We start from the raw sequence: 17,124 nt of genomic DNA on the forward strand, positions 1-17,124 counted from the left end.
CGTGCGGCGCCCCGGGTTCGGGTGTGCGGCGCCCCGGGTTCGGGTGTGCGGCGCCCCGGGTTCGGGTGTGCGGCGCCCCGGGTTCGGGTGTGCGGCGCTTCGGGTTCGGGTGTGCGGCGCTTCGGGCTCAGGCGCGCGGCGCGCAGCCGAGCACGTGCGCCTTGACCAGCACCCCGATGTCCGGGTCCTTGCGCAGGAACGCCTCGATGAGTGCCTCGTGCTCCTCCGCGTACGACTTCTGCACCGTGCCCAGCCAGCGGATCGAGAGCGCGGTGAACACCTCGATGCCCAGGCCCTCCCAGGTGTGCAGCAGAACGGCGTTGCCGGCCGCCCTGACCATCTCCCGGTGGAACCCGACCGTGTGGCGGACCTGCGCCTCGCCGTCGGCCAGCCGGTCCGCCTCGTAGAGCGCCGTCACGTGCGGGGCGAGCAGCGAGCAGTCCTCGCCGAGGCCGGGGGCCGCCAGCTCGGCGGCGATCTGCTCCAGGCCGGCCCGTACCGGGTAGCTCTCCTCCAGATCCGCCGCGGTGAGGTTGCGGACCCGGACGCCCTTGTTGGGCGCCGACTCGATCAGCCGGAGCGTCTCCAGCTCCCGCAGCGCCTCGCGCACGGGCGTCTGGCTGACCTCCAGCTCGGTGGCGATGCGTCGTTCGACGATCCGCTCACCCGGCTTCCAGCGCCCGCTGACGATCCCGTCCACGATGTGCTCGCGGATCTGTTCGCGCAGCGAGTGGACGACGGGCGGGGTCATGAGGGGCTCCTTCGGGGCAAACCGGTGCTGCCTGCACCAACTCGGCGGCCGGAGCGACCGGTCGTGTCTAGACAATACGGCGGCGCCCCCGTCCGGGAGTGTTCCGGACGGGGGCGCCGCTGGTGAGGCTGGTTACAACTGCGGTGCTCAGAGGCCGAGCTCGACCTCGAACTCACCGGCCTCCAGGATCGCCTTGACCGCGGTCAGGTAACGGGCGGCGTCCGCGCCGTCCACCAGACGGTGGTCGTAGGAGAGCGAGAGGTACGTCATGTCGCGGACGCCGATGACGGTGCCCTCCTCGGTCTCGATGACCGCGGGACGCTTGACGGTGGCGCCGATGCCCAGGATGGCTGCCTGGTTCGGCGGCACGATGACGGTGTCGAACAGCGCACCGCGCGAGCCGGTGTTGCTGATGGTGAAGGTGGCACCGGACATGTCGTCCGGCGTCAGGCCGCCACCGCGGGCCTTGCCGGCCAGCTCGGCGGTCTTCTTCGAGATACCGGCGATGTTCAGGTCGCCCGCACCCTTGATGACCGGGGTCATCAGACCCTTCTCGGCGTCCACGGCGATGCCGATGTTCTCCGAGTCGAAGTACGTGATCGTGCCTTCGTCCTCGTTGATCCGGGCGTTGATGACCGGGTGGGCCTTCAGCGCCTGGGCGGCGGCCTTGACGTAGAACGGCATCGGGGAGAGCTTGACGCCCTCACGGGCCGCGAAGCCGTCCTTCGCCTTGTTGCGCAGCTTCATCAGCTTGGTGACGTCGACCTCGACGACCGAGGTCAGCTGGGCCTGCGAGTGCAGCGCCTTCATCATGTTCTCGCCGATGACCTTGCGCATGCGGGTCATCTTGACCGTCTGACCGCGCAGCGGGGACACCTCGAGCTTCGGCGCCTTGGAGGCGGCCGGAGCGGCGGCGGCGGGTGCCGGAGCGGCAGCGGCGGCCTTGGCGGCCTCCGCGGCGGCGACGACGTCCTGCTTGCGGATACGGCCACCGACGCCGGTGCCCTTGACCGCGCCCAGGTCGACACCGTTCTCGGCGGCGAGCTTGCGGACCAGCGGCGTGACGTACGCGCCGTCGTCACCGGAGGTCGCGGCCGGAGCGGCGGGGGTGACCGGAGCCGGGGCGGCGGCGACGGGTGCCGGAGCGGCCGGTGCCGGAGCGGCGGCGGGCGCGGCGGGAGCCACCGGTGCCGGTGCCGGAGCCGGGGCGGCCGGTGCGGGGGCGGCCGGGGCCGGAGCCGGGGCGGGGGCCGGGGCAGCGGCCGGAGCCGGGGCGGCAGCAGCCGGAGCAGCGGCCGGGGCGGCACCCGGAGCACCGATGACGGCGAGCTTGGCGCCGACCTCGGCGGTCTCGTCCTCGGCGACGACGATCTCCAGCAGCACGCCGGAAACCGGGGCCGGGATCTCGGTGTCGACCTTGTCCGTGGAGACCTCGAGCAGGGGCTCGTCCTCCGTGACCTCCTCGCCGACCTCCTTCAGCCAGCGGGTGACGGTGCCCTCGGTGACGCTCTCGCCGAGCGCCGGAAGGGTCACGTCGGTGCCGGAGGCGCCACCGGCGGGGGCGGCGGCCGGAGCCTCGGCCGCGGGGGCCGGAGCAGCGGCAGGAGCCTCGGCCGCGGGCGCCGGGGCCGGGGCGGCCTCGGGCTCGGCGGCCGGAGCCGCTGCGGGCGCCGGGGCACCCGTGCCGTCGTCGATGATGGCCAGCTCGGCGCCGACCTCGACGGTCTCGTCCTCGGCGACCTTGATGGAGGCCAGGATGCCGGAGGCGGGGGCCGGGATCTCGGTGTCGACCTTGTCGGTCGACACCTCGAGCAGCGGCTCGTCGGCCTCGACGCGCTCGCCCTCGGCCTTCAGCCAGCGGGTGACAGTGCCCTCGGTGACGCTCTCGCCGAGCGCCGGAAGGGTTACGGAAACCGACATGGTTTCAGTTGCTCCTTACGAAAATGCGGAAGTGGTCGGTCGTCGCGCCCGGTCGACTGAATCAGTCGTGGGAGTGCAGGGGCTTGCCGGCGAGGGCCAGGTGGGCCTCGCCCATCGCCTCGTTCTGCGTCGGGTGGGCGTGGATGAGCTGCGCGACCTCGGCCGGCAGCGCCTCCCAGTTGTAGATCAGCTGGGCTTCGCCGACCTGCTCGCCCATACGGTCACCCACCATGTGGACGCCGACCACGGCACCGTCCTTGACCTGGACGAGCTTGATCTCGCCCGCGGTCTTGAGGATCTTGCTCTTGCCGTTGCCCGCGAGGTTGTACTTCAGCGCGACGACCTTGTCCGCGCCGTAGAGCTCCTTGGCCTTGGCCTCGGTGATGCCCACGGAGGCGACCTCGGGGTGGCAGTACGTCACCTTCGGGACACCGTCGTAGTCGATCGGGACGGTCTTCATGCCGGCCAGCCGCTCCGCGACGAGGATGCCCTCGGCGAAGCCGACGTGCGCCAGCTGAAGGGTCGGGACCAGGTCGCCCACGGCCGAGATCGTCGGAACGTTCGTCTGCATGTACTCGTCGACGAGGACGTAGCCGCGGTCCATCGCGACGCCCGCCTCCTCGTAACCGAGGCCCTGCGAGACCGGGCCGCGCCCGATCGCGACGAGCAGCAGCTCCGCCTCGAAGGTCTTGCCGTCGGCGAGGGTCACCCGGACGCCGTCCTGGGTGTACTCGACACCCTGGAAGAACGTACCGAGGTTGAACTTGATGCCGCGCTTGCGGAAAGCGCGCTCAAGAAGCTTCGAGCTGTTCTCGTCCTCGACCGGGACCAGGTGCTTCAGGCCCTCGACGATGGTGACGTCGGTGCCGAAGGACTTCCACGCCGAGGCGAACTCGACGCCGATGACACCGCCGCCCAGCACGATCGCGGACTTCGGTACGCGGTCCAGCTTCAGCGCGTGGTCCGAGGAGATGACGCGGTTGCCGTCGATCTCCAGGCCCGGGAGCGACTTCGGCACGGAGCCGGTCGCCAGGAGCACGTGGCGGCCCTGGATGCGCTGGCCGTTCACATCCACCGAGGTGGCGGAGGACAGACGTCCCTCACCCTCGATGTAGTGCACCTTGCGGGAGGCGACGAGACCCTGCAGACCCTTGTACAGGCCCGAGATCACGTCGTCCTTGTACTTGTGGACGGCCGCCATGTCGATGCCCTCGAAGGTGGCCTTGACACCGAACTGGTCGGCCTCGCGCGCCTGGTCGGCGATCTCGCCGGCGTGCAGCAGGGCCTTCGTGGGAATGCAGCCGTTGTGCAGGCAGGTGCCGCCGACCTTGCCCTTTTCGATCAGGGCGACGTCCAGGCCCAGCTGCGCTCCGCGCAGGGCCGCGGCATAACCGCCGCTACCACCGCCGAGGATCACTAGGTCGAAAACGGTGCTGGCGTCGTTCGCCACGTCACGTCCTCCATGCATGTGCGCCGGATGCCGGGCCCCGTCATCGGGGTGTGACCGGCCGGTCGGCTGGTGTTCGGCCGCTTTTGTCATTCGGCCCTGTGGTGGGGGCCCTGTCCTGCCGAGAACCCATCTTCGCACTTGTTGACGGTGGGCGGGACGCGGGGCCCGTGTCTGAGACGGATGATCGTCCGTCCCAGCGGGTTACCGCTGCGTAGGGGCGTTCGGATTTCGTCGAGAGCGAAACCCGCCCGGGCCCCTGCCGCGGTGACGTGGATGCAACGCGTACGGCCCCGGACGTATGCCCGGGGCCGTACATCATGGGCAGGTCCAGAGGCAGCGGCTCAGCCGAGGTCTCCGGCCGCGGTGCGCTCCGCCAGCTTCACCAGGGTGCGGACCGCGGATCCGGTGCCGCCCTTCGGCGTGTAGCCGTACGGGGCGCCCTCGTGGAAGGCCGGGCCCGCGATGTCCAGGTGCGCCCAGGCGATGCCCTCGCCCACGAACTCCTGCAGGAACAGACCGGCCACCAGGCCGCCGCCCATCCGCTCGCCCATGTTGGCGATGTCGGCGGTCGGGGAGTCCATGCCCTTGCGCAGGTCGGCCGGGAGCGGCATCGGCCAGGAGGCCTCGCCGACCTCTTCGGCGATCTCGTGGACCGAGGTACGGAAGGCGTCGTCGTTCGCCATGATGCCGAAGGTGCGGTTGCCGAGGGCCAGCACCATCGCGCCGGTCAGGGTCGCCACGTCGACGATCGCGTCCGGGTTCTCCTCGGAGGCGCGGGTCAGCGCGTCGGCGAGGACGAGCCGGCCCTCGGCGTCCGTGTTGAGGACCTCGACGGTCTTGCCGCTGTACATGCGGAGCACGTCACCGGGGCGGGTGGCGTTGCCCGACGGCATGTTCTCGGCGAGCGCCAGCCAGCCGGTGACGTTGACCCGCAGGCCCAGACGGGCGGCCGCGACGACGGCGGCGAACACGGCGGCGGCGCCGGCCATGTCGCACTTCATCGTCTCGTTGTGGCCGGCCGGCTTCAGCGAGATGCCGCCCGAGTCGTAGGTGATGCCCTTGCCCACCAGGGCCAGGGTCTTCTCCGCCTTCGGGTGCGTGTAGGCGAGCTTCACCAGGCGCGGGCCGCGGGTCGCGCCCTGGCCGACACCCAGCAGGCCGCCGTAGCCGCCCTTGACGAGGGCCTTCTCGTCCAGCACCTGCACCTTGATGCCGTGCTCCTTGCCCGCGGCGGTGGCCACGGCGGCGAAGGACTCGGGGTACAGGTCGTTCGGCGGGGTGTTGATCAGGTCGCGGGCGCGGTTGATCTCCTCGGCGACCGCGACGGCGCGCTCGGCGGCCGCCTTGAAGGCCTTGTCGCGCGGCTTGGCGCCCAGCAGGGCGACCTCGGCGAGGGGCAGTTTCGGGCCGTTGGCCTTGGCGCCCTTGGGCGCGAGCTTGTTCTCGCCGCCCTGGTAGGCGGTGAAGGCGTACGCGCCCAGCAGCGCGCCCTCCGCGATGGCCTCGGCATCCTCCACGGAGGCGACGGGCAGCGCGAAGCCGGCCTTCTTCGAGCCGGCGAGCGAGCGGGCGGCGGAGCCGGCGGCCCGGCGCAGCGCCTCGGCGTCGTACGAGTCGTCCTTCTCCGGGACCGGGCCGAGTCCGGCCGCGATGACGACCGGGACCTTCAGGCCGTCGGGCGCGGGGAGCTTGGTCAGTTCGCCCTCGGCACCGGAGGCGCCCAGGGCGACCAGGACGGCGGCGAGCTTCCCGCCGAACGCCTTGTCGACGGCCTCGGCGCCCGGTGCGAGGACCAGGTCGCCGGACTTGGAGCCGGTGGCCTTGGCGACGCCGACGACGAGCGCGTCGGCGCGCAGCGTCGCCGCACCGGCAGTGCTGAGAGTGAGAGCAGTCACGGTGGTGAAATCTCGCTTCCGTTGAGTTCTTTTTCGGCCTGTGCCGGTCGAGGGGGTGGCCGACCGGGCCCGGCGCATCGTAGACGCCGCCGCGATGTGCCGGGAATGAGCCTACGCGCGCCTTTGCTGCCCGATTACGGCGGCGGGCCGTCAGCGCACCGGGGCGGCCGTACGGTTGTCACGCCGGGATGATCTTCCCGGCGGAACGGACCGCGACCGCAACGGCGTTGGCGGGCAGACCCTGGGGGAACGATGGACGACCGGATGGCCGCACGAATGACCGGCCGGCCGGCGGTGTTGCGCGTCACCGTACTGATTCTGTTGGCGATGCTGGCCGGCTGCACCTCGGCGCCCGGGTCCGGCCCGTCGCCCGCCCCCTCCGGGCGGTCCGCCGCGGCGCGCTGGCAGCCGGAGCCGGGCACCGACTGGCAGTGGCAGCTCTCCGGCCGGCTGGACCCGACGGTGGACGCCCCGGTGTACGACATCGACGGCTTCGACCACGAGGCGGCCCAGGTGAAGGAGCTGCACCGCAAGGGGCGCAAGGTCATCTGCTACCTGTCCACGGGGGCCTGGGAGGAGTTCCGGCCGGACGCGGCGAGGTTCCCCACGGCGGTCCTCGGCAAGGGCAACGGCTGGAAGGGGGAGCGCTGGCTCGACATCCGGCGCACCGACGTCCTGGAGCCGCTGATGGAGAGCCGGATCTCCATGTGCGCGAAGAAGGGCTTCGACGCGGTCGAGCCCGACAACATGGACGGCTACCGCAACCCGAGCGGCTTCCCGCTGACCGCCGCCGACCAGCTGCGCTACAACCGGCTCATCGCCCGCATCGCCCACCGCCACCACCTCGCCGTCGGCCTGAAGAACGACCTGCCGCAGATCCCCGAGCTGGTGGAGGACTTCGACTTCGCGGTCAACGAGCAGTGCGCGCAGTACGAGGAGTGCGAGGAGCTCACCCCGTTCGTGAAGGCGGGCAAGGCGGTCTTCCACGTGGAGTACGAGCTGCCCGTGACGCGGTTCTGCGCCCAGTCCCGGAAGCTGGGGCTCAGCTCGCTGCTCAAGAAGTACGAGCTCGGCGTCTGGCGTGAGCGGTGCCCGGCGGCCGGGGCCTGACGGAACGCCGGCTGCCCCGGCCGGGCCCGCCGGTCCGGGTGCGGCGGGCTCAGCCCAGCGCCAGCCCCACCAGCGTCACGGTCGCCGCGGTCTCCGCCAGTGCGCCGAACACATCGCCGGTCACGCCGCCGAAGCGCCGCACGCAGTGCCGCAGCAGCACCTGGGCCACCGCCAGCGCGGCCAGGGCGGCGAGGGCGTATCGCAGCGCCCCGTATCCGCCGAGCAGTGCCCCGGCGCCCGCGCAGACCGCCACCGTCAGGGCTGCGGCGCCCACCGCGCCGGCGGCCGGGACCGTGCCCGCGACCGCGGCGCCCAGCCCCTCCGGGCGGGCCGCCGGGACGCCCCGGCGGGAGGCCAGCGTGAGCGCGAGCCGGGCCACGACGGCGGACGCGGCCGCCGCCACCGCACCTTGCGCCCAGCCCTGCGCGTACAGCTGCTGAAGGACCGCCACCTGGGCGAGCAGCACGAACAGCAGGGTGATCACACCGAACGGCCCAATGTCCGACTGCTTCATGATCCGCAGCGCGTCCTCGGCCGGCCTGCCGCTGCCCAGGCCGTCGGCGGTGTCCGCGAGGCCGTCGAGGTGCAGCCCCCGGGTGAGGGCCGCCGGCACCGCGGCGGAGGCGACCGCGGCGAGCAGCGGCCCCGAGCCGAACAGCAGGAACAGGCCGCCGGGCACGGCCGCGAGCACGCCGACGACGAGGCCGGCCAGCGGGGCGCACAGCATTCCGGTCCGGGCGGTCTCGCGGTCCCAGCGGCTGACGCGGACGGGGAGCACGGTAAGGGTGCCGAAGGCGAAACGCAGGCCGTGGCTGTTCAGGAAGGTCACGGCGCGCAGGCTAATCGGTGGGCGGGGCCGCTAGATTGTCCAAAACGGCACAGAGTGGTGCGTCATCGACTTATCGGGAGTGGGTGGGATGGGTCACTGGTTCGACCGGAACATCGTCGAGCCGGGGAAGCTGCCCCTGCTCCTGGCGCTGGCCGCCTTCGTGCTGACCTTCGCCGTCACCCGGGTCATCACCCGCATGATCCGGGCCGGGAAGGGGCCGTTCCGCAACTTCACCCCGGGCGGGGTCCACGTCCACCACGTGGTGCCCGGCGTGGTGCTGAGCGTGGTCGGCGGGTTCGGCGCGGTGGCCAGCGGGAAGCACGGCTTCGCGGCCGGCGCCTGCGCGGTCGTCTTCGGTATCGGCGCCGGGCTGGTGCTGGACGAGTTCGCCCTGATCCTGCACCTGGACGACGTGTACTGGTCGGAGCAGGGCCGCCAGAGCGTGGAGGTCGTGGTCCTCACCGCCGCACTCGTCCTGCTGGTCCTCGGCGGCTTCTCCCCGCTCGGCGTGGACGACCTGAGCGACGATCAGCAGCAGGGCCGGCTCGGTGTCGTCCTCACGCTCGTCGTCAACTTCTGCTTCGTGCTCATCTCGCTGTTCAAGGGCAAGGCGCGGATGGCGGTGGTCGGCACCCTGATCCCGTTCGTCGCCCTGGTCGGAGCGGTCCGGCTGGCCCGGCCGGCCTCGGTGTGGGCCAAGCGGTTCTACCGCAACCGGCACCGGGCCCGCTCCCGGGCGGTGCTGCGCGCGTACCACCACGACGTCCGCTGGGCCGGGCCGCGACGCAGGTTCCAGGACCTGATCGGCGGCGCACCCGACCGGGTCCCGGCACCCTCGCCCAAACCCTGACGGCGCCGCCCGCGCAGGCCCGGGACCGCGCACAGCGCGAGCGTCACCGCGATCGCCGCCAGGTGTTCCCTGCCCGCGAGGTTGTCCTTCACCGCGACCTCCACGACCATCGCCACGATCACCAGCGCCCCGGTGAACCGGGCCCGGTGGGCGCAGCAGACGCAGACCGCCAGGGCGACCACCGCCGCCGACGGGCCGGTGTCCACGATGCGGGCGTCGGAGCCCGGCAGGCCCAGGAACCCGTCGGGGCCCACGGCGACACCGATCCGCGCGTACAGCGTCCCGGCCAGCGTCGCGACGTACGCGATCAGCAGCGTCCGCCCCCGCCCCAGGCAGATCTCGGCGATCCCGAACACCAGCAGTACCTGGGCCAGTGCACCCCAGACCGGCAGGTCGAGTGCGGGGACGAACAGCGACAGCGGGGTACGCAGCAGAGCCGCCCCCAGCGGATCCTCGGCCCGCACCGCCCCGAGCGCCTGCACCGGCCCGAAGCCCCAGGGCCGGTTCTGCACCACCTGGAGCAGCGCCGTCAGGCAGACCGCGGTCAGGGTCAGGGGGACGGCCCGCAGCCGCTCGGCTGCGAGCGCCGTGCGTACCGTCGTCCACAGCGGACCCCACTCCCGGCGGGCCGCCCGGCCGAGCGGGCGCAGCGGGTTCATCCACGCGGCCCGAGCTTCGAGCGGTGCAGCCACTTGGGCAGTCCGGGCGCCTCCAGGAACCCCTCGGCGCGCCCCGCGGCGATCCCGATGCGCGGCAGGTCCGCGCTCTTCTCGAAGAGCAGGTAGCGGGGTTCCCAGATCGGCCGGTACTTGGCGTTGGCGCGGTAGAGCGACTCGATCTGCCACCACCGCGAGAAGAAGCTGAGCAGCGAACGCCACAGCCGGAGCACCGGTCCGGCGCCGAGCCGCGACCCGCGCTCGAAGACGGAGCGGAACATCGCGAAGTTCAGCGACACCTGCGTGACGCCGATCTTCCCGGCCCGTTGCAGGAGTTCGATGACCATGAACTCCATCAGGCCGTTCTCGGCGTCCCGGTCACGGCGCATCAGGTCCAGCGAGAGACCGTTCGGGCCCCAGGGGACGAAGCTCAGTACGGCACGCAGCTCCCCGGGCCCGCCGTCCCCGGCGGGGGCCGTGTTGGTGTCTCGGCATTCGAGCATCACGCACTGTCCGTCGGCCGGGTCGCCGAGCCGTCCGAGCGCCATCGAGAAGCCGCGTTCGGTCGCGCCGTCGCGCCAGTCGTCGGCCCGGCGCACCAGTTCGGCCATCTCCGCCCCGGGGATGTCCGCGTGCCGGCGCACGGTCACCTCGTAACCGGCCCGCGCGACCCGGTTGTACGCCTGGCGGACGGTGCGCATCGCCCGTCCGTCCAGGGTGAATTCGGCGGTCTCCACGATCGCCTCGTCGCCCAGCTCCAGGGCGTCGAGGCCGTGCCGGGCGTAGATCGTGCCGCCCTCCTCGCTCACCCCCATCGCCGCCGGGATCCAGCCGTGCTCGCGGGCCTCGGCCAGCCAGGGCCCGATCGCCCCGGGCCAGGCCTCCGGGTCGCCGATCGGGTCGCCGGAGGCCAGGGAGACCCCGCCGACCACCCGGTAGGCGACGGCCGCCTTCCCGGTGGGCGACCAGGTGACGCTCTTCTCGCGGCGCAGCGCGAAGTAGCCGAGGGAGTCCCGCTCCCCGTGCTTGTCGAGCAGCGCGCGCAGCGCCGCCTCGTCCTCGGGGGTGATCGGGTCGACCGCGCGGCGGGCGCGGAAGGCCGCGTACACGACGGCGATGAGCAGCAGCGTGGACAGGATGTTGATGGCGACGTTCACCCAGCCCGGAGTGGAGATGCCGGGGAACCGGGAGTCGTCGGCGGCGACGGAGACCAGCCGCAGCGCGCCGTAGTGCCAGCGGTCCAGGAACGTCGAACGGTACTCGTCGTGAGCCGTGTTGGTGAGCGTGACCAGGCCGGCGGCGATCAGCGAGGTGACCAGCAGACCGCCGACGGCCGCCAGCGCGGCCAGCTTCGGGTTGGACCGGTCGCCCTTCGCGTAGAACTCGCGCCGGCCGAGCGCGAGCGCGAGGACGAAGGCGGCGGTCAGTGCCAGTGAGATCCAGTTCTGCGGGTACCGGCGGATCTCGGGGAAGCCGATCACCGCGGCGAAGAGCAGCAGCGTGAGCCCGCTCAGCACCATGTTGACGATCCACGCGGCCCTTTTGCGCCGCCGCATCGTGACGGCGAGGAACAGTGCGACGACCCCTGAGGAGAAGCCCGCGGTGAGCAGGTACGGCGTGAAGTAGTTCTCGGTGTTGTGGCGTCGCAGATCCTGACCGAAGGTGACCCAGACGGCGCTCAGGAAGTTGATGAACGACACGACCCGCAGATACCAGATGGCGAAGGCCGCGCCGTGTCGCGACCGGTCGGTGCTCCGCGGCCGCCGGCCGCTCTGCGGGCGTTCGGTGTTCTGCGGCCGGGCGGCAGCCCGCCCGGATTCCTTGCTGGCCAATTGGACCTCTCCCATGAAAGGCGATCATATGGGGCATCGCACTTCATAAGGGGCTGCTCTGCGGCCGGTGTCCGGGCGGCCGCAGTCCGGTGGCTCAGCTGCCGCCCGTCACTCCCCGGCCGGGTCGCCCGAGCCGGTTCCTCCGTCCGCGGAGGCCTCCTCGCCGTCGTCCTTCGTGTCGTCCTCTTCGGGTTCCGGTGCGCGTTCGGGCAGCTCCGCCGCCAGCGCGGCCGCGGCCTGGACGAACGGAAGCGCGAGCAGCGCCCCGCTTCCCTCACCGACGATGACGCCGTGGTCCAGCAGCGGGTTGAGCGCCATCCGGTCGAGCGCCTTCGCCTGCGCCGGCTCACCGCTCAGCTGGCCCGCCAGCCACCAGTCCGGGGCCCGGAACGCGGCCCGCTGGCCCACCAGCGCCGCGGCCGCGCAGACCACGCCGTCCAGGATCACCGGCAGGCGGCGCACCGCGCACTGCAGCAGGAAGCCGGTCATCGCCGCCAGGTCCGCACCGCCCACCGTGGCCAGCAGCTCCAGCTGGTCGCCCAGCACCGGCCGGGCGCGGCGCAGCGCGTCACGGACCGCCGCACACTTGCGCATCCAGGCCAGGTCGTCGATCCCCGCACCGCCGCGCCCGGTGACCACCGAGGCGTCGGTGCCGCAGAGTGCCGCGATCAGGGTGGCCGCAGCCGTCGTACCGCCGACGCTCAGATCGCCGAGCACCACCAGGTCGGTACCCGAGTCGGCCTCCTCGTCGGCGATCGCCATGCCGAGACGCACCGCCTGTTCGGCCTCCTCGGCCGTCATGGCGTTCTCGATGTCGATCCGGCCGCTGCCGCGCCGCACCCGGGTCCGGACGACCGCTTCCGGCAACAGCTCGGGCTCGCAGTCCAGACCGGCGTCGACGATCCGTACCGGTACGGAGAACGTGCGGGCCAGCACGGCGAGCGGCGTCGAGCCGTCCAGCGTGGCGCGCACCAGCCGGTGCGCGCTGCCGGCCGCACGGCCGGACACGTCCAGCTCCGCCACCCCGTGATCACCGGCGAACAGCACCACCCGGGCCTGCGCGACCGGCCTGACCGGCACGGCCTGCTGGGCTGCCGAGAGCCATTCACCCAGCTCGTCGAGGCGTCCGAGGGCACCCGGCGGCACGATGAGCCGCTCCCGGCGTTCCTCGGCATCGCGCCGTACACCCCCGTCGGGGCGTTCGATCAGGTCGGAGAAGTCGTCCAGATTCACGGGGGTCTGCCTCGCGGGTCGATACGTGGTGTGGGCCGGGGAGCCCGGCGGCGGGCCCCTTGCGGAACAGTACCTGCCGCGATTTCCGGCCCTCCTCAGTGCGGCGTCCGGTCCCCGAAACGCAGTTGCGTGATCGCGGGCGTGAGGGTCCGCAGCCCGGGAAGCAGATTCTGGATCCGGACCAGCTCGCCCATCGCCCCGCGCCCGCGCGGCAGATGCAGCGCCCGCACCTCCGTGATCCCCGGATGCGCGCTGCGCAGCTTCCCGCGCTCACCCGGGTCCATCGCCCAGCGCATCGGCGGGATCGTCATGTCGCCGACCTTCGAGGTGCCCGCCACCGTGCCCTTCGCGAGCCACCGGGCCATCGAGTCCAGGACGAGGATCCCGCCCGGCAGCCGTTCGGCGCAGGCCGCCAGGATCGCGCGTACCTCGGCGGGCCGCAGATACATGAGCAGCCCCTGCGTCGTGACGACCACGCCCCGGCCCTCCGGGTCCTCGATCTCGTCCAGCCAGGACAGATCGGTCGCCGATCCGGACAGGGTCCGCAGCCGGTCCGAGGGCGGCAGCAGGGTGCGGCGCAGCAGGGCGACCTCGGGCAGCTCCACACTCAGCCAGTTCAGCCGTCCGTTGTCGACCCGCCAGAAACCGGTCTCCAGCCCGTCGCCGAGCGCCACCACGGTGGCGTCCGGGCGGTCGCCGAGATACTCCTGCACGGCCAGGTCGAAGCAGCGCGAGCGCAGCCCCTGCGCCTGCGAGTGGAACGGACCGGGGATCCCGAACCGCTCCTCGAACGGATAGTCCAGATCCGCCAGCAGCTGGAGCGCCATCGGGTCGTCCAGCACCGGATAGGGCCGGCCCGCCTCGTACGCCCGGTTGTACAACGTCCACAACAGGGTCTCCGGCACCCCGTCCAGCATCGGCCGCACACGCGCCATGTCCGCTCCTCCTGTTCCGTTCCCGGCCGCCGGTCCGTCAGCCACGCAGCGTCAGCACCTGCCCGGCCACCACCAGCAGCACCTGCTCGCACTCGTCGGCCACCGCGGCGTTCAGCCGGCCCAGCTCGTCGCGGAACCGCCGCCCGGCGGCGGTCGCGGGCACCACGCCCGAGCCGGTCTCATTGGTCACCGCGACGACGGTGCGCCGCGTCCCGCGGACCGCGGCCACGAGCTCGGCGGTCCGTTCCCGCAGTGCGTTCTCCCCGCCTCCTGCCCACGCCGCGTCGTCCCAGGCGTCCACCCGGTCCATCGCGTCCGTGAGCCAGAGCGACAGGCAGTCGATCAGCAGCGGCGGCCCGTCCGAGGCCAGCAGTTCCGCCAGCTCGCAGGTCTCCTCGGTGCGCCAGGCCGCCGGTCTGCGGTCCCGGTGCAGCCCGATCCGGGCCGCCCACTCCCGGTCGCCCTCCCGGCGGCCCCCGGTCGCCACGTACACGACCTCGGGGTACGTCTCCAGACGGCGTTCGGCCTCGACCGACTTCCCGGACCGTGCGCCGCCGGTGACCAGGGTGCGCCGGGGGACGTCCGGTTCGGCGTGGTACGCCCCCACCGTCAGCGTCGTGCCGTCCGGCACGGCCCGGGCCCCGGCCGCAGCGAGCCGGCGGCCGAGCTCGGGGCCGGGAGGTGCGTCATGGTCCAGATGGACGGCGATCACCTCGGTGGCCGGCCCGATCGCCTCGACGGCCCGCAGCCGGGCCACCGCGTCGGGCCGTCCCACGACGTCACCGACGACCATGTCGTACGGCTCCGCCATCCGGTCGGCGAGGCCGGCCGGCGCGGCGCCGGGCGGCAGGTAGAGCAGCCGCTCGCCGTCCGGCGCCGTGACCTCGTACCCGGTGCCGGGCGCGTCCATCGGCACCGCCCGGACCCGGTGCCCGCTGATCAGCGTCAGCACCCGCCCGTCCGGCACCCGGCCCGCGGAGGGCAGGCCGGCGGGCAGTTCGACGGCGGGGCCGTCGTGCGGATGGGTGAGCAGCACCTGCCGGACGCCGGTGAGCGAATGCCCCGCGCGGGCGGCCGCGAACACCGCCCCCGGGGTGAGATCGAGCAGCAGCGCGTCGTCGATCAGCAGAGCGGTCGCGGCCCGTGCCCGGGCCCCGCGGGCGGTGGCGCAGGCGGCGCAGGGGCAGTCGGGCCGCGGCAGCCCGTCGGGGGCTCCGGTGCCGAGCAGAGTCAGTTCCACGCTCCGATCCTCCCGCGTCCCCGCACCGGGTGCGCGACGTGGGGGTGGACGGGCGCGCGCGGGCCTCTTCCGTCACTGGTCGTAAGCACTAGGCTGCGGACGGAACAAAGTGACCCAGGAGGCGGACATGGCGTGGACGTGGCGGTTCGAGAAGTCCGACGGTACGGAGACGGAGCCGGCCCTGCAGCCGGAGGAGTTCACGACACAGGGCGACGCGGAGTCCTGGATCGGTGAGTACTGGAAGGAACTCCTCGACGGCGGGGCGGACCAGGTGACGCTCTTCGACGACACGACGAAGATCTACGGCCCGATGAGCCTCCGCGCCGAGCAGAGCGAGCCGGCCGCCGAAGAGGCCTGAACCGCGACGACCGCCGGGCGGACCCGTGAGGGCCCGCCCGGCGGACTGTTGCCGCGGTGGACGGGACCACCTGCGGCACCGGCGGCTCAGATCTCGCCGAGCGTGACCTCCGCCGTCTTCTCCGCACCGCTGCGCAGATACGTCACGGTGACCTTGTCGCCCGGCTTGTCCGAGGCCAGCGCCTCCGACAGGGACGTGATCGTGGTGACGGACGCGTCGCCCACCTTGGTGATGACGTCGCCGACCCGCAGCCCCGCCTTCTCGGCCGCGCCGTCCTTCGTCACGCTGACGATCGCGACGCCCGCCGGCTTGTAGCTGTCGTTGACGACCGTGCGGCCGGTGATGTCCAGGGCCGCCCGGCCGGAGTCGGTGACCTTGCCGCTCTTGATGATCTGGTCGGCGACCGTCTTCACCATGGAGACGGGGATCGCGAAGCCGATGCCGGGCGCCGCGCTGTCACCCATCTGGGGGTCCGTCGCCGCCAGTGTCGGAATGCCGATGACCTCGCTGTCGAGGTTCACCAGCGCGCCCCCGCTGTTGCCCGGGTTGATCGCCGCCGAGGTCTGCACCATGTTGGCGATGGTCGCGCCCGTGCCGCCGCCCGCGCGGCTCTCGCTCACGGTGCGGCCGAGCGCCGAGACGATGCCCTGGGTGACGCTGCTGGAGAGGCCGAGCGGCGAGCCCATCGCCAGCACGATCTGGCCCACCGCGACCTTCTCCGAGTCCCCGAACTTCGCGGGCTTCAGCCCGTCCGGGACGTCGTCGAGCTTGATGACGGCCAGATCCTGATCGGGATAGGTGGCGACCAGCGAGGCGCTGATCACCTTCCCGCCGTTGGCCACGGTGACCTTGAACGTCTTCTCCTCGCCGACGACGTGGGCGTTGGTGACGATGTGGCCCTTGGCGTCGTAGACGATGCCCGAGCCCAGGCTGTCGGACGCGTCGATCTGCACCACCGACGGAAGCACGGTGCTGATGACGGACTGGTAGTCGGCCTGCAGATCGCCGGTGGCCTTGGAGGCCGAGCCCTGCTGGACCGATCCGGACTTCGTCGCGGCGGCGTTCGAGGTGGGGGAATCCGAGTCGGAGCAACCGCTCACCAGCGCGATCGCACAGACCCCTGCGGACAGAGGCATCAGCAGCCGGCGCACACGGCTGCGGGGGTGAAAGGCATCCATGTCCGGATTATTACCTTTAACCCCATTGGCGGCCCGTCGGGCGGGCCCGCCCGGGTCCAGCCGCCCTGTTCGGGCCCGATCCGGACGGAAGGTCCTGGATGGTCTAGCCCCGCACCCCGCACAGGTGCAGCAGCGCGGCCACCCCGCGGTACGGATCCGTCCGCCCCGCCCGGTCCTCCGCGGCCAGCACCCGCTCCAGCTCCGCCGCGGACGGCAGTTCCACGTCGTTGCCCACGTTGTCCGTGAAGATCCGCACCCCGTACCAGGCGTGCAGCGGCGCCGCGATGCCCGCGAGCGTGGCGGTGAGGGCGTCGAGCCGGTCCGCGCGCACGGAGAGCCCGAGGCGGTTGGTGTACCGGTCCGTGTCGAACGCGGCCAGTGCCGCGTCCCAGTCCCCGGCGAGCCCGGGCCGCATCGCCAGCGCGTCGGCGTTCCGCACGAGCAGCGACAGCAGGCCGCCCGGTGCCAGCATCCTGGCCAGACCGGCCACCATGGCGTCGGGTTCCTGGACATACATCAGCACGCCGTGGCAGAGCACCACGTCGAAGCTGCCGGGCAGGAAGTGGACGCCGGTGTCCTGGCCGTTGCCCTCGATGAAGCGCACGCGCTCCCGGATGCCCGCCGGTTCCCCGCCGAGCGCGTCACGGGCGACCCGCAGCATCTCGGCGTCCGATTCGAGACCGGTGACGGTGTGGCCGGCCCGGGCGAGACGCAGGGCCTGAGTCCCCTGGCCCATACCGACATCGAGGATGCGCAGCCGCTGCCCCACCGGGAAACGGCTCGCGATCTGTTCGTCCAGCTGGCGGGCGACGAGCTCCTGGCGCACGGTGTTGCGCAGTCCGCCGAGCCCCTTCAGCCACACCGACGAGGCCCCCGTGAAACCGGAG

At 72.5% G+C, this 17,124-nt stretch carries 14 protein-coding genes and 1 pseudogene; 3 read left to right on the forward strand and 12 right to left on the reverse strand.

Going from position 1 to position 17,124, the window contains the following annotated elements; genetic code table 11:
- Positions 1–127: 127 nt before the first annotated feature.
- From ACGFZA_RS19080 to ACGFZA_RS19095, 4 genes are all read right to left on the reverse strand, one after another.
- Positions 128–751 (reverse strand): GntR family transcriptional regulator, encoded by a 624-nt coding sequence (locus ACGFZA_RS19080; RefSeq protein ID WP_148017657.1) that lies wholly within the window; start codon positions 749–751, stop codon positions 128–130.
- 147 nt (positions 752–898) lie between these two features.
- Positions 899–2,671: a 2-oxoglutarate dehydrogenase, E2 component, dihydrolipoamide succinyltransferase gene (gene sucB, locus ACGFZA_RS19085; RefSeq protein WP_393680382.1), complete on the reverse strand. Its 1,773-nt coding sequence runs from the start codon at positions 2,669–2,671 to the stop codon at positions 899–901.
- A gap of 61 nt (positions 2,672–2,732) precedes the next feature.
- Positions 2,733–4,121 (reverse strand): dihydrolipoyl dehydrogenase, encoded by a 1,389-nt coding sequence (gene lpdA / locus ACGFZA_RS19090; protein WP_385287993.1) that lies wholly within the window; start codon positions 4,119–4,121, stop codon positions 2,733–2,735.
- Positions 4,122–4,462: 341 nt separating this feature from the next.
- Positions 4,463–6,016 carry a leucyl aminopeptidase gene (locus ACGFZA_RS19095; RefSeq protein WP_385287996.1) on the reverse strand — a complete coding sequence of 518 codons (1,554 nt, stop codon included), beginning with the start codon at positions 6,014–6,016 and terminating at the stop codon, positions 4,463–4,465.
- A 252-nt stretch (positions 6,017–6,268) separates the two neighbouring features.
- On the opposite strand from ACGFZA_RS19095, the gene ACGFZA_RS19100 reads away from it, so the two are divergent.
- Entirely contained in the window at positions 6,269–7,126 is an 858-nt protein-coding gene (locus ACGFZA_RS19100) for an endo alpha-1,4 polygalactosaminidase (RefSeq protein ID WP_393680385.1), read from the forward strand.
- Between the two features lie 49 nt (positions 7,127–7,175).
- Here the strand turns inward: ACGFZA_RS19100 and cobS are convergent, their stop codons facing one another.
- Entirely contained in the window at positions 7,176–7,955 is a 780-nt protein-coding gene (gene cobS / locus ACGFZA_RS19105; RefSeq protein WP_393680387.1) for an adenosylcobinamide-GDP ribazoletransferase, read from the reverse strand.
- A gap of 88 nt (positions 7,956–8,043) precedes the next feature.
- On the opposite strand from cobS, the gene ACGFZA_RS19110 reads away from it, so the two are divergent.
- The gene (locus ACGFZA_RS19110) at positions 8,044–8,805 is read left to right on the forward strand and encodes a hypothetical protein (RefSeq protein ID WP_385288004.1); all 762 of its coding nucleotides are present in this window, start codon (positions 8,044–8,046) and stop codon (positions 8,803–8,805) included.
- Here the strand turns inward: ACGFZA_RS19110 and ACGFZA_RS19115 are convergent.
- From ACGFZA_RS19115 to ACGFZA_RS19135, 5 genes and pseudogenes are all read right to left on the reverse strand, one after another.
- Positions 8,751–9,464, reverse strand: a pseudogene (locus ACGFZA_RS19115) (hypothetical protein); the annotation flags it as partial. The gene ACGFZA_RS19110 and the pseudogene ACGFZA_RS19115 overlap by 55 nt on opposite strands.
- Positions 9,461–11,308 (reverse strand): phosphatidylglycerol lysyltransferase domain-containing protein, encoded by a 1,848-nt coding sequence (locus ACGFZA_RS19120; RefSeq protein ID WP_393680390.1) that lies wholly within the window; start codon positions 11,306–11,308, stop codon positions 9,461–9,463. The gene ACGFZA_RS19120 and the pseudogene ACGFZA_RS19115, both read right to left, overlap by 4 nt.
- A 93-nt stretch (positions 11,309–11,401) precedes the next feature.
- Entirely contained in the window at positions 11,402–12,526 is a 1,125-nt protein-coding gene (gene cobT / locus ACGFZA_RS19125) for a nicotinate-nucleotide--dimethylbenzimidazole phosphoribosyltransferase (protein WP_385288009.1), read from the reverse strand.
- Between the two features lie 95 nt (positions 12,527–12,621).
- Positions 12,622–13,461 carry a class I SAM-dependent methyltransferase gene (locus tag ACGFZA_RS19130; RefSeq protein WP_393680392.1) on the reverse strand — a complete coding sequence of 280 codons (840 nt, stop codon included), beginning with the start codon at positions 13,459–13,461 and terminating at the stop codon, positions 12,622–12,624.
- Positions 13,462–13,498: 37 nt separating this feature from the next.
- Positions 13,499–14,701, reverse strand: coding sequence for a bifunctional adenosylcobinamide kinase/adenosylcobinamide-phosphate guanylyltransferase (locus tag ACGFZA_RS19135; RefSeq protein ID WP_385288015.1), 1,203 nt, complete (start codon positions 14,699–14,701; stop codon positions 13,499–13,501).
- 127 nt (positions 14,702–14,828) lie between these two features.
- On the opposite strand from ACGFZA_RS19135, the gene ACGFZA_RS19140 reads away from it, so the two are divergent.
- On the forward strand, positions 14,829–15,059 hold the full coding sequence (locus ACGFZA_RS19140; protein WP_385288018.1) for a hypothetical protein: 231 nt from the start codon (positions 14,829–14,831) through the stop codon (positions 15,057–15,059).
- An 86-nt stretch (positions 15,060–15,145) separates the two neighbouring features.
- Here ACGFZA_RS19140 and ACGFZA_RS19145 read toward each other — a convergent pair whose 3' ends face one another.
- The gene (locus ACGFZA_RS19145; RefSeq protein ID WP_393680395.1) at positions 15,146–16,237 is read right to left on the reverse strand and encodes a S1C family serine protease; all 1,092 of its coding nucleotides are present in this window, start codon (positions 16,235–16,237) and stop codon (positions 15,146–15,148) included.
- 103 nt (positions 16,238–16,340) lie between these two features.
- Complete coding sequence (locus ACGFZA_RS19150) at positions 16,341–17,099, reverse strand: class I SAM-dependent methyltransferase (protein WP_385279325.1); 759 nt, start codon at positions 17,097–17,099, stop codon at positions 16,341–16,343.
- Between the last annotated feature and the right edge of the window lie 25 nt (positions 17,100–17,124).

The sequence above is a fragment of the Streptomyces sp. NPDC048211 genome (assembly GCF_043202315.1).
In the GTDB taxonomy this organism is placed as follows: domain Bacteria; phylum Actinomycetota; class Actinomycetes; order Streptomycetales; family Streptomycetaceae; genus Streptomyces.